The following is a 14583-nucleotide window of genomic DNA, read 5'->3' on the forward strand; positions in this document are numbered from 1 at the left end:
GGGCGTAGGGTGGGCTCTCGAGCCCACGCGGTCGTGCGGCTGATTTGGCGCAGCAAAGCCGCCAGTCGGTACGTCGGCATCGCGACGCCTGCCAGCGCTCCCTCGTCATCGCAGTACCATACCGCGTGGGCACAAGTGCCCACCCTACCGAAACGCGTCGCGCCCGCAGCCGCATTGCCCACCGCACCCGCACGCCGGCCTGGCCGGCACAGGCGGCACCGGCGGAACCATCGGCGCCAGCCCATGCTCGCGCAGCAGGTGCGCACACAGCCTGGCGACATCGTGCCCCCCGTCCGCCCGCCGCGACGCCGCCGCAGCGCCGCCCAGCGCCGCCTTGACGATGTGGTAGCCCAGCGCCCGGTAGCTCTCGAACTGGGCTTCGTCGAACCACTGGTCGGCGGTGCTCTGGTGCGGGTAGTCGGGATGGGCCTTGCGGTAGTTGAGCACGTCCGCGTTTTCCGAGCCGATGATGGCCGGCTTGATGTACAGGAGCGTGCCGTCGACGCCGCCCGGGTCGACGTGGCTGTAGCGCACGGTGCCCACCGCGCAGCTGCCGCCGCACAGGCCGCTACCCGCCACCAGGTCCATCTTCGAGACGTCCAGCTCGATGCTCACGTGCAAGTCGGTGGCGCACTTGCGGATTGCGTTGCCCAGGTCCTCGAAGGCCATCTCGCGGTCGCTGGCCACGTCCACCGCGACGATCAGGCGGCAGCGCCGCCGCACCAGCTCATAAATGCCGAGGTTCTCGAAGTGGCCGCCGTCGGACAGGTAGACGTAATTGGCATCGGCGTTGGTCATGCCGAACAGCTCGGCGATCAGGCTGAACAGGCCGATGCCGGGCGAGGACTGGGTCCACACGGCCTTGCGCGGATTGGGGCACCAGCGGCCCAGGCGCACGTTAAACATCGTCATCAGGAAGTTCAGCGGCGGCGAGGAGTGGGTGCCCATGTTGGGACTGGCCGCCGCGCCCGACAGCGCCACCGCCATCCCCAGGCGCACGGTGGCGTCGATGTCGGTTGCGCCGGCCTTCGAGGCGTATTCGCGCGTCGGCCGGTAGGCGCCGCGCTGGGCGTCGCGCAGGCCCTGGTTCGGTCCCTGGGCCGGCATCAGCGGCATCTCGAAGCCGCAGAAGCGCGGCGTGAACACGAACGAGGCTGCCTTCCTCGTCTGCCAGGCCAGCTCCTCGCCGCTGACCAGGTTCAGCGCCGTGTTGACGATGTGGTAGGGGCGCTGGTTGGCCAGGTCGGCCAGTTGCGGGTCGTCCTCGGGATCGAAGCCGGTGAAGGGATGCGGCTTGCGCGTGCGGCTGCTGGCGCCGAAGTAGGCGCGCACCAGCCGGTTCCGGTACAGCATGTAGAGCGAGAACTTGTTGATGTCGACGCGCCAGCCAAGCAGCAGCGCCGCGCCCAGGAACAGGGAAAAGGCGATCAACAGGGTGCTGCCGCTGCTGGCCAGCGTGGCGTTGGCGTGCGCCGCGTAGATGCAGGGCAGGGAGATCGGCTGCGGGCAGCGCACCTCGGGCAGGGCGACGCTCGCCTGCACCAGGCTGGACAAGAGCGCGAACACGCCGACCGTGAAGAAGTAGGGCGCCAGGCGCGCCGCCAGTTCGCGCCTGGCGCAGTTGCCATCGCGTGAACCGGTGGCGCTGCCGCTGCCGGCCTTCAGGCCGAGCCAGGTCATCGCCAGCCAGCCGATCGCGGTGCCGGCGTTGGCCAGCGGATCGAAGGTCAGCCAGGCCCAGTGCAGTAGCGGCGCCCCGAAAAAGGCGACGCCGAACATCGCCACCCAGACCAGCGAAAAGATCCACGACCAGGCGCCCTGGCGGCTCCACCATTCGCGGCTGGCGTCGCTGTAGAGGGAGCCGATCAGGCCGATCATCAACGTCATCGTCACCGAGAACAGCGTCATCATCAGCGGCATGCCGAAGCTGCCCAGGGCGATGGCGTTGTTCAGGATCGGGTGCCGCTGCGGGTTCGGCAGCAGCGCCAGCCCCGCCAGCAGCAGCAGGGTGCCGACCGCCAGCGCGCCGACCGCGCAGGCGAAGTGGCTGAAGCCTTCGAGCAGTTCGGCGCGCGAGACGTCGGGGACGGCGTGGTGGCGCCCGAGGCGCCGTTCCAGCGCCAGGGCCGCGGCGCCGACCAGGAGCGCGGCCATCATCGCCGGCATCAGGGGCCAGGCCAGCAAGCGCGCGAATTTCAGGGGCACCAGGTGGGCGACGGCTTCCGGCGCGAAGGTCAGCGCCGCGCCCAGCGACATCGACAGCACCGCGGCGGCGCCGGCGGCGCAGACGACGTAGCCGGTGTTGCGGTAGGGGCTGGTGCGGTCGTGGGCCAGGTACCAGCCGCTGGCCCAGACGATGAAGTAGACCAGGCCCGGCACCAGCAGCCAGGCCAGCCCCCAGCCGTCGAAGCGCGCCGGCAGGCCGGCTTCCCAGATCGCCGGCACCGCGCCGCCATGGCGCCACAGGCCGATGCTGACCAGGAAGCCCGCCGCCAGCAGCGGCAGGTTGATGAAGACCAGCACCGCCCCTTGCTCGAGCGGGAAGCGGCGCAGCCCGCGCGAGCTCTCCGGCTTGCTGGAAATGCTCAGCGCGATGCAGAACACGGCGACCAGGAACAGGACGATGCCGAGCATCCAGGCGAAGTCGGACCAGGCGGCCCAGGGGCCGGCCGGCTTGACAATGCGGTGCACGGCCCAGACCGCGAAGCGCGGCAGCATCAAGAGGGCGCACAGCCAGGCCACCAGCATCGCCAGGTTCAGGCAGGTATTGCGCACGTAGGTGCCGATCAGGGTCCAGGTGTCGGCGCTGAAGGTGCCGCCCTTCGGCGTCAGGTAGTTGCTGTACTGGCGCAGGAACTGGATTTCCACCGGCTCGGCGGCGACCGCCTGGCCGTTCGCGCCGGGCGTGAGCAGGTCTTCGACCGCGCGCACGTCGCCGCCGCGTTCGCGGATGCACTTCGACAGCCAGCCGCCGATGAAGCCGCCGCCCGACACCGTCGACAGGTAGTCGACATCGCGCAGCAGGCGCAGTTCGGCCAGCGCCTGCAGGGCGCCCAGGTTGAAGGTGGCGCTGCGCACGCCGCCGCCGGACAGCGCCAGCCCGGCCAGGGCCGCGCCGTGCGAACGCCGCAGCAGCTCGGCGGCGCAGGCCGGCATCACCTGGTCCTGGCTGCCGTCCGGGCGCGGGCGCAGCAGGTCGAGTTCGTTTTGCAGCACTTCGCTGAACACGCTGCCGCTCTGGTTGTCGAGGCGGCGCCAGGTGGCTTCGTCCAGCGGCCCGGTGTCGGTCATGCCCTGCTGCTTGCGGAAAGCGGCGATCGCGTCGGTCAATTGGTCGAGCGTGGCGGCGCGCGCCGGCACGGCGCAGCCGGCGCTTTCGAGCTTGCGCCGCAGGTCGGCCACCTGATCGGGGGTGAAATTGGAAAAGTCGACAGTGGACACCTGCGGTCTCCCACAAAACATGCGGACCGGAAAGTGTCGAGTGTCAAGCGACCCGGCCGTACCTTCAGTTCAGCACGGCTGGGACGCTTGTGATGCCCGTCAAATCAAATGAAGGGCTGGCAAGGGGGAAATGAATGCCGGGAGCATCAAGTTTTGTCGGCTTTCGGGCGCGTCTGGCGCGGCCCGCCCATGTCGGTCGGCTCCTTGGCCGGCTGTTCCTTGGCCGGCTTGGCTTCGGGGGCGGGCGCACCCTCGGCCGGCATGGCGCTGGCCACAGCCTGGCGGAACTGTTCCTGCAGCAGGTTCCACCACGCGACGGCGGCCGGCATGGTCGCTTCCGGGGGCGCCGCCGCTGCGGGATCGGCGCCGGCGCCGGGCATGCCGCTGCCCGCTTCCTGCGTGCCGCCGGGCGTGAAGAAGGCGGAGAAGGGCGGGACCGCGGCCGACTGGTCGCCTTGCTTGTTCATGGCCTGGACCATGCTGTCGCTCATCGACTTGAGCGCGGCAATCGTGCCGCGCTGCACTTCCATCGCCTGGATCGAGGTGCGCAGCATCGAGAGATTCAGGTTGAGCCAGTTCTCGACCGCCTTCAGGTCGGCGATCCGTTTGTCGAGCTCGTCCGTGGACAGGCCGCCCATTCCGGTCGTGCCCATGCCGGGCATGCCGGGCATGCCGACGCCGGGCACCTGCATGCCGCCCCACAGGTTCTTCACGAACTCGAGCGTATCGGTCATGCCGGGCACATTCTGCGAGGGAGGTTTGAGCATGTTGGTCTCCGTTGATTGGCACCGTAGCGTAGCAGATAAATAACGAGCGTTCAAAGGCCGGCCGCAAGCTGCTGGACGGCAGGCGCCCATGGGGACGGGTACACTAGGAGCATGATCGTTTCCTTCATTTCCGGACGGCGCCGCGCGCTACTGCTGGGCACGCTTGTGGTGGCGATGCACGCCCTGCTGTTCGCCTGGATGGGAGGCTATGCCGGCATGCCGCGCATCGCCCTGCCTGCGCCCGCCATGGACGTGGTACAGGCGCGCATGTTGCCCGAGCCGAAGGCGGCGCCGCCAGAAACGCCGCCGGCGCCTCCCTTGCGGCCGCTGCCGCCGCCCCCGCTGCCGGCGCTGCCCGACTTGCCGCTGGAAGCGGCGCCGGTGCTGGCCGAGGATGCGGTCGGTCCGCCGGTCGCGCCCGGCCAGGGCGGCGTCGGCGAGGGCGGCGCGGCAGCCGCGCCGCCGGCGCCGGCAATGGCCGCGGCGGAGCCAAGCGCGGCCCCGCCCGAGCCGGCGCCAGCCGCGCCACCGCCGCCCGAGCCACGGCGCTACAAGGTCGACATGCCGCCGCCGGCCGCGCTGACGATGGACGTCGCCCGTACCGATGCCGACGGCACCCGGTGGAGTGGGGAAGCCCTGCTGTCCTGGCGCTATGGCGAGGACACTTACCGCATCGATTTCGAAGCCGGCATCCGGCTCGTGTTCACCCGGGTCAACCTGGCCGTGCTCAGCAGCGAAGGGGCGGTGGCCGCCACCGGTTTCGCGCCGGTGAAGATGACCGAAAAGCGGCGCGGACGCGCCATGACCGCGACGCACTTCGACTGGAGCGGCAACAAGATCACCTTCTCGGCCTCGCAGAAAACCTATCCCTTGACGCCGGGCGCCCAGGACAAGGCCAGTGTCCCGCTGCAACTGGCCGCCATCGCGCGCGGCGATGCCGGACAATTGACGGGGGACCTGGACATCCAGGTGGGCGAAGACCGCGACGCCGCCGTGTTCCGCTTCATCGTGGTGGGACAGGAAGAGATCGATACCAAACTCGGCAAGATGCAGACCTGGCACCTGTCGCGCCCGCCGAAAGAGGGTTCTTACCGCTCGCGCCTGGACGTCTGGCTGGCGCCGGCGCGGGGCTGGTATCCAGTGCAGATTCGCAATACTGAGGCCAACGGTGCAGTCACCACGCAAACCGTGAATAATATAGCCTTGACCGATACGGGAAAATGATAATGCGAAGCAATCTCTTAATGCGTGGCATCGCCGCCGGTGTGCTGGCCATGGGCCTGAACGCTGCCGTCGCCGCTCCTGCCGCGCCGGTGAAACGCGCGGTCGAGCTGCCGCCGTCGGCCGACCTGGCCTATGAACTGTCGGCCCAGCAGCGCGGCCTCGGCTTGAAAGGCGACGCCCTGATCACCTGGCGCGCCGGCGACGGCAAGTACGACGTCAACGTCGAGGCCCGCGTGGCCCTGCTGGGCAAGCTGAACGAATACCGCAGCCAGGGCACGGTCGACGCCTATGGCCTGGCCCCGGACACCTTTACCGAAAAGCGCTACCGCAAGGACCCGACCACGACCACCTTCGACCGCGAGAGCAAGACCATTTTGCTCACCGAAGCCAAGCAGCCCTACGCCATGCAAGGCGGCGAGCAGGACCGCGCCTCGGTCACCTGGCAACTGGCCGCGGTGGCGCGCGCCGCCGGCGAGGCCAAGTTCAAGCCGGGCAGCGAATGGACCTTCGTGGTCACCGGCCGGCGCGATGCCGAGCCCTGGACCTTCCGCGTGGTCAAGCAGGAAAAGATCCGCACCGCGATGGGCGAACTGGACACCATCCACGTCAAGCGCGAACGGCGCGACAGCCGCGGCGACAGTGTCGAGATCTGGCTGGCGCCGTCGCAGGAGTGGTATCCGGTGAAGCTGCGCTTCGAGGACGAGCGCGATACGATCGACCAGACGATCAGCCGCATTACACGTAAATAAGCGCGCAAAACAGGTGCGCGCCAATGAAAAGAGCCGCCGTCCCGGGAACGGCGGCTCCACGCCGGCGCATGGCGCCGGGATGCACATCAGTAATCGTAGCCGCACATGTCGCGCAGGCAGGCGATTTGCGCCTCATCGCATTCCGCCTTCGGCACGCCGCTATTGATGCAGTACCCGTAATCCGAAGCGCAATAGTATTGGCAGCTGGCCCACGCCGGGCTCGATGCTGCGCCGAGGCCAATCGCAAACAGCAGTGCAGCAACTTTTCTGTTCATGGTGCTCTCCTTCGTGTTCGACGGTGACAGGACGGCTATGCCGTGTCGGGCACGCCAATGAAAGCCGGTGGCTCGGTGGCGCCGGCCTTGGTGTCCAGCGGCTTGCGGATCAGTAGGAAGGACCGCAGAAGAATTCCCAGCATTCCGCGCGCTCGGCGGTGCACTCTGCGATCGGCCTTCCACTGTCGACGCAGTGGTTGTATTCCGCCGCACAAGCGTACTTGCAGCTGGCGGCCACCACCGGGCTCGACGCGGCTCCCAGGCCGATCGCAAACAGTAGCGCAGCAACTTTCTTGTTCATTGTTCTCTCCCTTTGTTGTTACGGTAATAGTGCCTATAAGAGCCGATGGCCCTGGCGGGCAACGGCGATGCGCGCCTGGTGGCGCGCCGGGTCAGAACTGGCCGTCGCAGAGCCGGTTCCAGCATTCGATGCGTTCGGCAATGCAGTCGGTCCCGCCGTTGGTGACGCAGTAACGATAATCTTCGGAGCACACTTCCTTGCAGTTCCAGGCGAAGGCCGGACCGGCGGCCGCGCCGAGGCCGATGGCAAACATCAAGGCAGCAAGTTTCTTATTCATTGTTATCTCCTCTCAAGTTCGACGGTGTGGTCGACGCTGCGCTGCGCCGTCGTTTCGCAGCGCGCCGGACCGCGACAATGCACTTTCCTATCCGGTTCCGCAGCTAGGCTCACACCGCCATACTGCCGTGTCAAACCGCTATGCATATATATGTAAAGCTCATAAAAGAAGGCGCTTTATGAGCTTGACTTATGGTTTTCAGAGCCCCGTCCAGGCATCCCAGGATTGTGTCGTTTATGCAAACTTGGCGGGATGCGGGCGGAATATTGCTGCCGATTAAGCAGCCCGAACTGTTATACTGGCGCCCCCCGCGGACACTTCGGCTTGCCTGCTCAGGCAGTGCGGTCCGCTTGCAGACTGGTATCCCAACGATGATCGACACACAGGCGGCCCTCGCCGCGGAACCCCATGGCAGTGCGCAGGACGAGCTGGACCCGCTCCAGGCGCATTTCCATTCCGGCATCGCGCCGGACGAAATCGAGCAGGTGTTTCACCTCAAGAAGGCGCAGCCGATGCTGTCCGCCTTCTCGGCGCTGTTCCACGGCAGCCAGGACGGCGTGCTGGTGCGCCTGCTGGTGCTGCGCGAACTCGCCGCCGACACCGCCAGCTCGGCCTTCTCGCGTGCCGACATCAACCAGAAGCTGGCTTACCTGATCCCGGAAAGCCTGGAAACGGTGCTGAACCGCCTGCGCACCCATGGCCTGCTGGCCTGGGACGCGCCGAACGGTGTGTACCGCATCACCCCGCTGGCGAGGAATGTCCTGTCCGCGCTCGACACCCTGCTGGCGCTGGGCAAGCCCGATGACGACGAGGCCGAGATGGGCTTCCTGCTGTCGCAGGTGGCCGGCGCCCAGGCCGTGGGCGGGGTCACGGTCGAGCAGTTGAAGCACCTGCTGGGCCGCCTGGTCGAGCTGACCGAGGAGTTCCGCGACGCGATCGCCTCGGGTTCCGAATTCAAGCTGCGCAATTCGCAGGCGAAGTGGCACATGGCCTGCGACTGGGTCGAGAAGGGCTCGGTCATCCTGCGCGCGATCACCCAGGACCCGCAGGCCGATTCGGCCACCCACAAGGCGGCGCAGGCGATTGGCCGCGCCCAGAGCGCCCTGCTCAACATGCAGGGGATGTTCTCGCGTGCGCTGAACCAGATCGAGCGCCAGCGCGTGCACCTGGGCCAGTCGGGCCTGTCGACCACCGACGTGAAACGCTGGCTGCTGGCCCATGACGACCTGGCGAGCCTCGCCGAAGGCGCAATCGATCGCCCGGTGGTGCCGCTGTTCGGCACGCCGGCCGAGATGATCGACGTCGCCGAGACCGAACTGCTGGCCGAGCGCGCCGTGGTCGTCGGTCCGAAAGGCCTGCCGAGCGGCCAGGATGCGCCGCTGACCATCGACGACAATCCGGCGATGCAGGCCGAGCTGGACGACTGGATCACCAAGCTGGCCGACTTCGCCAACCTCGGCAACTTCCCCGAATTCTCCGAGACCGGCCCGAAGAAGGTCGAGCTGCACGAGTCGCTGCTGCCGGCCTCGTTCGCCGTGGCGTCCTACCGCGCCTCGCTGCTGCCGCTCCTGGGCGACGCCGCCGAGGCCAGCCTGCAAGGCGCCACCGCGGAACTGGCGCGCCTGCCGATCAAGTTCGAAGCGAAGGACGAGCTGGTCCAGCTCGACGATCCGGAAGTGGCCGCGATGTCCTTTGCAACCCTCTCACTAGATTTAGATCTCGAAAGCGGCACGCCGAATGAATGACGATGCACAAATCCTGATTGCCCGCCTGCTCACGCACCAGACCCTGCGCCGCGACGACAAGATGGTCAAGCGCGCGCTGTCGGACGAGACCTTCCGCGCCGAAGTCGACAAGCGTTTGCTGGAGTCGGGCCTGAAACTGCTCGATAACGTCTACGCCGACCACGTCACCATCGCGCTGCACCGGAACGTCGAGCCGAAGATCTTCGGCGCCAAGGACATCTGGCAGAACAATAACTTCGGCCTGACGCGCGACGGCGTGGCCCTGCTGGTGGTGCTGTGGGCGCAGATCATCCTGCCCAAGCGCGAGCGCCAGGAAACCCACACCACGGTCGTGGACGACCAGACCGACATGTTCGACAAGGACGCGCCGATCCCGCGCGCCGAGGACACTTCGATCGGCATTTCGTACACCGCGCTGCTGTCGGACTTCGGCGACAAGCTGGGCAAGAAGACGCGCATGGACATGAACCTGGGCGTGCTCTCGAAGCTCGGCTTCATCGAGCGCCGCGGCGACGTGATCCTGGAAGGCCCGCTGCTGGACCTGATGATGGACACCGACCTGCTCAAGGAGCGCATCATCAACGGCGCCTTGTCGGACGTGTTCAAGCGCGCTCCGCTGGCGGCCGTGCGCCGCACCGCGGCCGACGCCGCCAACGACGCCGAGCTCGATGCCGAGCCGGTAGACAATCCGAACTGAGCGAACTGAGACACCATGTTCCACATCAAATCACTCGAACTGGTCCACTGGGATTACTGGCAGCGGATCAAGAACATCCCGCTCGACGCCAAGATCATCACCATCGCCGGCCAGAACGGCTCGGGCAAGACCACGCTGCTCGACGCGCTGCGTACCCTGTTCGGCCTCGACTGCTCGATGGGCCGCACCTATAAACACTATGCGCGCCACTCGGGCCAGCAAAGCGCCTGGCTGCGCGCCGTGGTCGACAACAAGCCGGTCGGCCGCCAGCTGTCGAATCGTCCCTTCCGCCACTCGGGCTTTTTCAGCGACGACGAAGTGACGCTGTTCTGCCAGGTGCAGAAGAACGGCGGCGACTGGAAACGCCAGTACCTGATGCGACCGGGGAACGTCGAGATCGAGGAAGTCACCGAAGCGAGCGACTGGCTGGGCGTCGAGAATTACAGGAAACGTTTAGCATCAGCAGGGCTGTCGCCGGCGATGTCGAAGGTGCTGGCCCTGGAGCAGGGCGAGACGGATAAACTGTGCGAATACGCGCCGCGCCAGCTGCTCGACCTGGTGTTCCAGGTCTTCGGCGACAAGGAAGTGCTGGACGCCTACGACGAAGCCAAGCGCCACCAGCGCGACACCGAGACGGAACTGAAGCGCTTCGAGGCGGAACTGGAGACCTCGCGCATCAACCTGGAAGGCCTGCGCCTGCGCGTGGCCAACTACCACCAGTGGGAAGACCTGCACAAGGAAAAGCGCGAGCTGCGCGAGGAAGTGCTGCCCAGCCTGGAATACCACGAGGCGCGCGAAAAAGCCGCCGCGATGAGCCGCCACCTGCGCGAGCAGCGCAAACCCATGCAGCAGGCCGACAGCCAGCTGGCCGAGAAGCGCCAGGCGCTGGCCGCCCAGCAGCGCGCGCTCACGGAAGCCCAGCAGCAGGAAACCCAGCTCGAGAAGGAAGGCACGGAACTGGCGGGCCGCTTGACGGCCATCAACCAGAAGCTCAAGCCGCTGGAAAACCTGCTGGAGCAGAAGGAACGCCTGCAGAAGCTGGCGGCGGACGCCGGCGCCGACATCGCCGAAGTCGCAGTCCAGCTGGAAGAAAAGGAAGCGGAACTGGCGCGCCAGAAAGCGGCGCGCGAATCCGTCTCCGCGAAGATCGCCATCGAGATGCAGACCATCTCGGCCCTGCAGGGCAAGAGCGCGATGCCGGAACCGGAAGCCCAGCGCCAGATGCGCCGTGCGCTGCGCGACGAAGGCATCCCGCACGCCATGCTGTCGGACATCGTCGAAGTGACGGACCCGAAATGGCAGGGCGCGGTCGAGGGTGTCCTCGGCGGCTACGCCTCGGTGGTGCTGCTCGAGCGCGCCAAGGATGCGCCGGCGGCGTATCGCCTGGCGGAGAAGGAACGCTATCGCCACTTCATCGTCCCGGACTGCATCGAGGCGCCGAAGATGAAGGACGACAGCCTGCTGTCGGTGGTGAACTTCTCGGCGCCAGCCCCAAGCTGGCTGATCGACCAGCTGGCGCGCATCGACCGCGTCGACTCGGTCGACGCCGGCTTCAAGTCGGGCGCCGACGAGTGGATCACGCCCGACGCCTACCACCGCGAACGCCGCGGCGGCCGCTCGCTGTACGTCGAGCCGTCGCGCTACCGTTTCGGCGCGGCCGGCAAGACCCAGCGCCTGGAAGCGATCCAGAAGGCGATGCCCGCACTGGAAGCGAAGGAAGACGCGCTCACCCTCACGATCAGCAAGCTGGCGGCCGAAGTGGGCGCGCTGAAGGCGCGCATCGCCGGCGTCGACGCGGCCAAGGAACTGGCGGCGCGCCAGGCCGAGTTCGAGGAAGCACTGCGCAGCATCGCGCCGCTGAAGGCCGAGCGCCTGGAAGTGGGCGCGCGCCTGGGCGAACTGCAAACGCTGACCAAGAACGCGACGGTCGCGCGCACCCGCGCCGACACCGTCTGGCAGAACGCGCGCATGGCGCTGTCGGAAGCGGAAGCGGGCCTGCGCCTGAACCATCGCCGCCAGATCGAGCAGCGCGCCGAGCACGCCAAGGCCCTGCTGGAGATGCGCCGCGGCTGGCGCAGCATCCCGGCGGCCTGGAAGAACCCGGCGCGCCGTGCGGCCCTGGTGTCCCAGCACCAGAACGCGCACCAGGTCAACCTGCGCCTCGGTTCGCTGGAACACGCGCTGGCGCGCGACGACTGGGAGCAGGATGGCACCGTCATCGACCAGTACGCGCGCCTGAACGAGCAGCTGGCCGGCCGCCAGAGCGAGACCGAGGAACGCCGCTACCAGAACAACCGCGCGATCGAGGCTACCGCCAACGCGCGCGGCGCCTACATCGAGCGCCTGCGCTACACGATCAAGACCTACTCGAAGAACATCAAGGAACTGGGCGAACTGGCCGGCATCGACGTGCAAGCCGACCCGGTGCGCCTGGAGAACGACGACGTGCAGCTGGCGCAGGCCGGCCTGCACGTGCGCTTCAAGTTCGACGGCAAGGACCAGATCGGCATGAACGACGGCGAAGCCTCGGGCGGCCAGCAGGTCATGAAGTCGCTGGTGCTCCTCATCGGTTTGCTCAAGTCGGAAGAGGGTTCCGGTGGCTTCGTCTTCATCGACGAACCCTTCGCGCACCTGGATATCCGCAATATCCAGCTGGTCGGCGAGTTCCTCAAGAACACCGACGCCCAGTACCTGATGACGACGCCGCTGACCCACAACACCGACGTCTACGATCCTTCGGAGCTGACCCTCATCACCAGCAAGAAGAAGAAGGACGTGCAGTGGGCACAGCCGATCTTCGTGCTGCAGAGACGGAAGGAAGAGGCGAAAGCCGCGTAAAGCAGAAGGGGCCCGGTGGGCCCCTTTTTTGTTGTGGCGGTAATGGCGGCGTCACTGGGGCGCACTAGGATGCGGTGGCGGAATGCCTGAGTTTCGATTGGAACGCCATTATTTCTGATCGCGCTTTCGCGTGGGCACAGAGTGCCCACCCTACCGTCAACGTCTCGGTGCTAACGACAGATCAGCCGCGCCTCGTAGGGTGGGCACTCGTGCCCACGCGGTGCAGAGCATGCCGATTCGAGACCCGCGCGAACAATTACGTGCGCACGTGAACCCGCGGCCGTGCGAAGAAGCGTCCCGTTATCGCCCGCATACCGGCTTTCACGCCGGCTCCGAAAATCAAGCCCTCTCGATCGCCTGCCGCAGCTTGCGCCGCCACAGCAGCAGCCCCACCGAATAGGTCACGAAGTACCCGGCCGTCAGCCCCACGCACAGCATGCTCAGCGGGCTCTCGGTAAAGCGCGGCGCCTGCGCGCCCGAGCCCTGCAGCGTGTACAGCTCGAAGCCGATGTAGAGCACGCGCGCGATCAGGACCATGGCCATCACGATCCCGAGCCGCATCGGCGGCGTGAAGAAGTAGCCTTCCTGGGTATCCTCGTACCGCGTGCGGCGCAGGCCAACGTTCCCCCAGAAGACGCCGAGCGCGGTGCCGGCCGCCAGCGCGCCCAGCTCCATGGGCCGCATGATCACTTCCGACAGCGGCACCAGGATCATCGCGCCGAATACCAGGATCCCCGTATAGTGGCGCGACATGATCGAGCGCTGGCGCGCCATCTGCGTTTTCAGGCGCGCATAGATGCGCCACACGAGAATGGGAGTCAGGGCCAGCAGGGCAAGGGTGGTGATGTTCATCGTGACGAAAGCCTTGGAATCGAAGCCGGCATTGTACGCGAGCACCGCCGGGCCGGCGGAGCGGGCCGCCGCCAGGCGAGCGTCGGCCCTGGTCCTCCCATGCTAAGGTGTTAACTCCCGACATCCAGGAGACCCCGAACATGATTCCAGTAACGCCAATGCCGGTCCGTTTCCACCGCGCCCCGGACCCGGTGCCGATCGAGGAACCGCAGCCCGAGCCTTTCGACGCGCCGCACCCGCACCACACCCCGGTCCACACGCCCCAGAGCGAGGACCCGGTTCCCGATCCGAAGCCGAGCCTGCACTGACACGCTGACCCGGCAGCGAACGGGTCTTGTTGACGCGCCTGCCGGGCAGGTGCTGTGATCGTTTGAGAGAATCCTGCCTCGATCGCCATGCTACATTGTCGGCCCGACAACTGGAACATGGCCGAGATCGATGCAAGCAAGAATACGATTGTGGACCCTGCTGCTGGGAACGCTCATGAGTGCGCCGGCAGCGGCCGCGGAGCAGCACGGCGTCTTCCAGTGGTACGGCGCCAGGGTCGCGCAGGTGATGGAAGCGCGGGCGGCGATGCTTTTTCCCGTCGAGATCGGGGGCGTGCACTGCATCATGCAGCTCGATACCGCCGCGGCGACGTCCATGTTGTACCGCCCGCTGCTGTCGGAGGAGATCGTCCAGCGCCTGGCGTCGGCCGAACTGCGCGTCACCGGCAGTTCCGGCGCGTACCTGGTCCCACCGGCAGGCAGCATGTCCAGGATCGACTTCGGGGCGGGCAGCGAGCGGCGCTGCGGCACGGCGCACCCGGGAGCCTTGGTCGGCACCCTGGGCAACGATGTGTTCAAGGACAGCGCGCTCCTCCTCGACCTCAAGAATGGCAGCTTCGACATCCTCGACGCGGCGCAGATGCAGCGCCAGGGCGCCGGCATGGACGCGCTGCCGTTCGCGCCCGATCCCGCGCTGCGCGGCCTGCCTGTCGTCACCCTGACCGACGAAGCCGGCAACAAGCGGCGCATGCTGGTCGATACCGGTTCGGCGCCGATCACCGCCGTCCTGTATTACCTGGACGACTGGCGCCGCATCACCGGACAGCAGGACCTGTCGAAGCTGGAAAGCATGCAAGTGACCCGCTGGGGCAAGCCGGCCTTGTGTTACCAGGCGCCGGCGCAAGTCGCCCTGTCGACCGAGGTCGTCCAGGTCCGGCGCGGCGACAACATCTACTATTGCAACTTCATGAGCGACGCCGTGCAGGAAGGTAATCCGGTCCAGGGCATGCTGGGCATGAAACCCTTCGGCACCGCGACGGTCGTGTTCGACTTCAGCGAGAACATGCTGCGCGTACGTCGTCAGGCCGAGTAGCGGCAGGAACAGCGGCAGGAGTAGCGGGACCGGGGCGCTCGCGCATCCCGGTCCCCAA

At 67.0% G+C, this 14583-nt stretch carries 13 protein-coding genes; 7 read left to right on the forward strand and 6 right to left on the reverse strand.

Annotated elements, in window-relative coordinates; all coding sequences use genetic code 11:
* Positions 1–144: 144 nt before the first annotated feature.
* Both ACFOPH_RS21450 and ACFOPH_RS21455 read right to left on the reverse strand, forming a co-directional pair.
* Positions 145–3441, reverse strand: a complete 3297-nt coding sequence (locus ACFOPH_RS21450; RefSeq protein WP_379737182.1) for a patatin-like phospholipase family protein — start codon at positions 3439–3441, stop codon at positions 145–147.
* A gap of 146 nt (positions 3442–3587) precedes the next feature.
* Entirely contained in the window at positions 3588–4208 is a 621-nt protein-coding gene (locus ACFOPH_RS21455; RefSeq protein WP_312552687.1) for a PhaM family polyhydroxyalkanoate granule multifunctional regulatory protein, read from the reverse strand.
* 111 nt (positions 4209–4319) lie between these two features.
* On the opposite strand from ACFOPH_RS21455, the gene ACFOPH_RS21460 reads away from it, so the two are divergent.
* The gene (locus tag ACFOPH_RS21460; protein ID WP_379737183.1) at positions 4320–5432 is read left to right on the forward strand and encodes a DUF3108 domain-containing protein; all 1113 of its coding nucleotides are present in this window, start codon (positions 4320–4322) and stop codon (positions 5430–5432) included.
* Positions 5433–5452: 20 nt separating this feature from the next.
* The gene (locus ACFOPH_RS21465; protein WP_312548021.1) at positions 5453–6181 is read left to right on the forward strand and encodes a DUF3108 domain-containing protein; all 729 of its coding nucleotides are present in this window, start codon (positions 5453–5455) and stop codon (positions 6179–6181) included.
* A gap of 86 nt (positions 6182–6267) precedes the next feature.
* On the opposite strand, the gene ACFOPH_RS21470 is transcribed toward ACFOPH_RS21465, so the two are convergent.
* From ACFOPH_RS21470 to ACFOPH_RS21480, 3 genes are all read right to left on the reverse strand, one after another.
* Positions 6268–6456 (reverse strand): hypothetical protein, encoded by a 189-nt coding sequence (locus ACFOPH_RS21470; RefSeq protein WP_312548020.1) that lies wholly within the window; start codon positions 6454–6456, stop codon positions 6268–6270.
* A 109-nt stretch (positions 6457–6565) separates the two neighbouring features.
* Positions 6566–6757, reverse strand: coding sequence for a hypothetical protein (locus tag ACFOPH_RS21475; RefSeq protein ID WP_312548019.1), 192 nt, complete (start codon positions 6755–6757; stop codon positions 6566–6568).
* Between the two features lie 91 nt (positions 6758–6848).
* Positions 6849–7034: a hypothetical protein gene (locus ACFOPH_RS21480; protein WP_312548017.1), complete on the reverse strand. Its 186-nt coding sequence runs from the start codon at positions 7032–7034 to the stop codon at positions 6849–6851.
* A gap of 371 nt (positions 7035–7405) precedes the next feature.
* On the opposite strand from ACFOPH_RS21480, the gene ACFOPH_RS21485 reads away from it, so the two are divergent.
* From ACFOPH_RS21485 to ACFOPH_RS21495, 3 genes are read left to right on the forward strand one after another with little or no spacing between them, the layout of a single operon-like run.
* Entirely contained in the window at positions 7406–8779 is a 1374-nt protein-coding gene (locus ACFOPH_RS21485) for a hypothetical protein (protein ID WP_312548015.1), read from the forward strand.
* Positions 8772–9476 carry a hypothetical protein gene (locus ACFOPH_RS21490; RefSeq protein ID WP_312548014.1) on the forward strand — a complete coding sequence of 235 codons (705 nt, stop codon included), beginning with the start codon at positions 8772–8774 and terminating at the stop codon, positions 9474–9476. The genes ACFOPH_RS21485 and ACFOPH_RS21490 overlap by 8 nt, the downstream gene beginning before the upstream one ends.
* Positions 9477–9491: 15 nt before the next feature.
* The gene (locus ACFOPH_RS21495) at positions 9492–12314 is read left to right on the forward strand and encodes an ATP-binding protein (protein WP_312548013.1); all 2823 of its coding nucleotides are present in this window, start codon (positions 9492–9494) and stop codon (positions 12312–12314) included.
* Between the two features lie 339 nt (positions 12315–12653).
* Here the strand turns inward: ACFOPH_RS21495 and ACFOPH_RS21500 are convergent, their stop codons facing one another.
* Positions 12654–13166 (reverse strand): hypothetical protein, encoded by a 513-nt coding sequence (locus ACFOPH_RS21500; RefSeq protein ID WP_379737184.1) that lies wholly within the window; start codon positions 13164–13166, stop codon positions 12654–12656.
* 140 nt (positions 13167–13306) lie between these two features.
* Between ACFOPH_RS21500 and ACFOPH_RS21505 the strand changes: the two genes are divergently transcribed.
* Positions 13307–13474: a hypothetical protein gene (locus ACFOPH_RS21505; RefSeq protein WP_312548010.1), complete on the forward strand. Its 168-nt coding sequence runs from the start codon at positions 13307–13309 to the stop codon at positions 13472–13474.
* Between the two features lie 175 nt (positions 13475–13649).
* Positions 13650–14525, forward strand: a complete 876-nt coding sequence (locus ACFOPH_RS21510) for a hypothetical protein (protein WP_379737185.1) — start codon at positions 13650–13652, stop codon at positions 14523–14525.
* Positions 14526–14583 lie beyond the last annotated feature (58 nt).

It is taken from the genome of Massilia haematophila (assembly GCF_042647645.1).
GTDB lineage: Bacteria > Pseudomonadota > Gammaproteobacteria > Burkholderiales > Burkholderiaceae_D > Telluria > Telluria haematophila.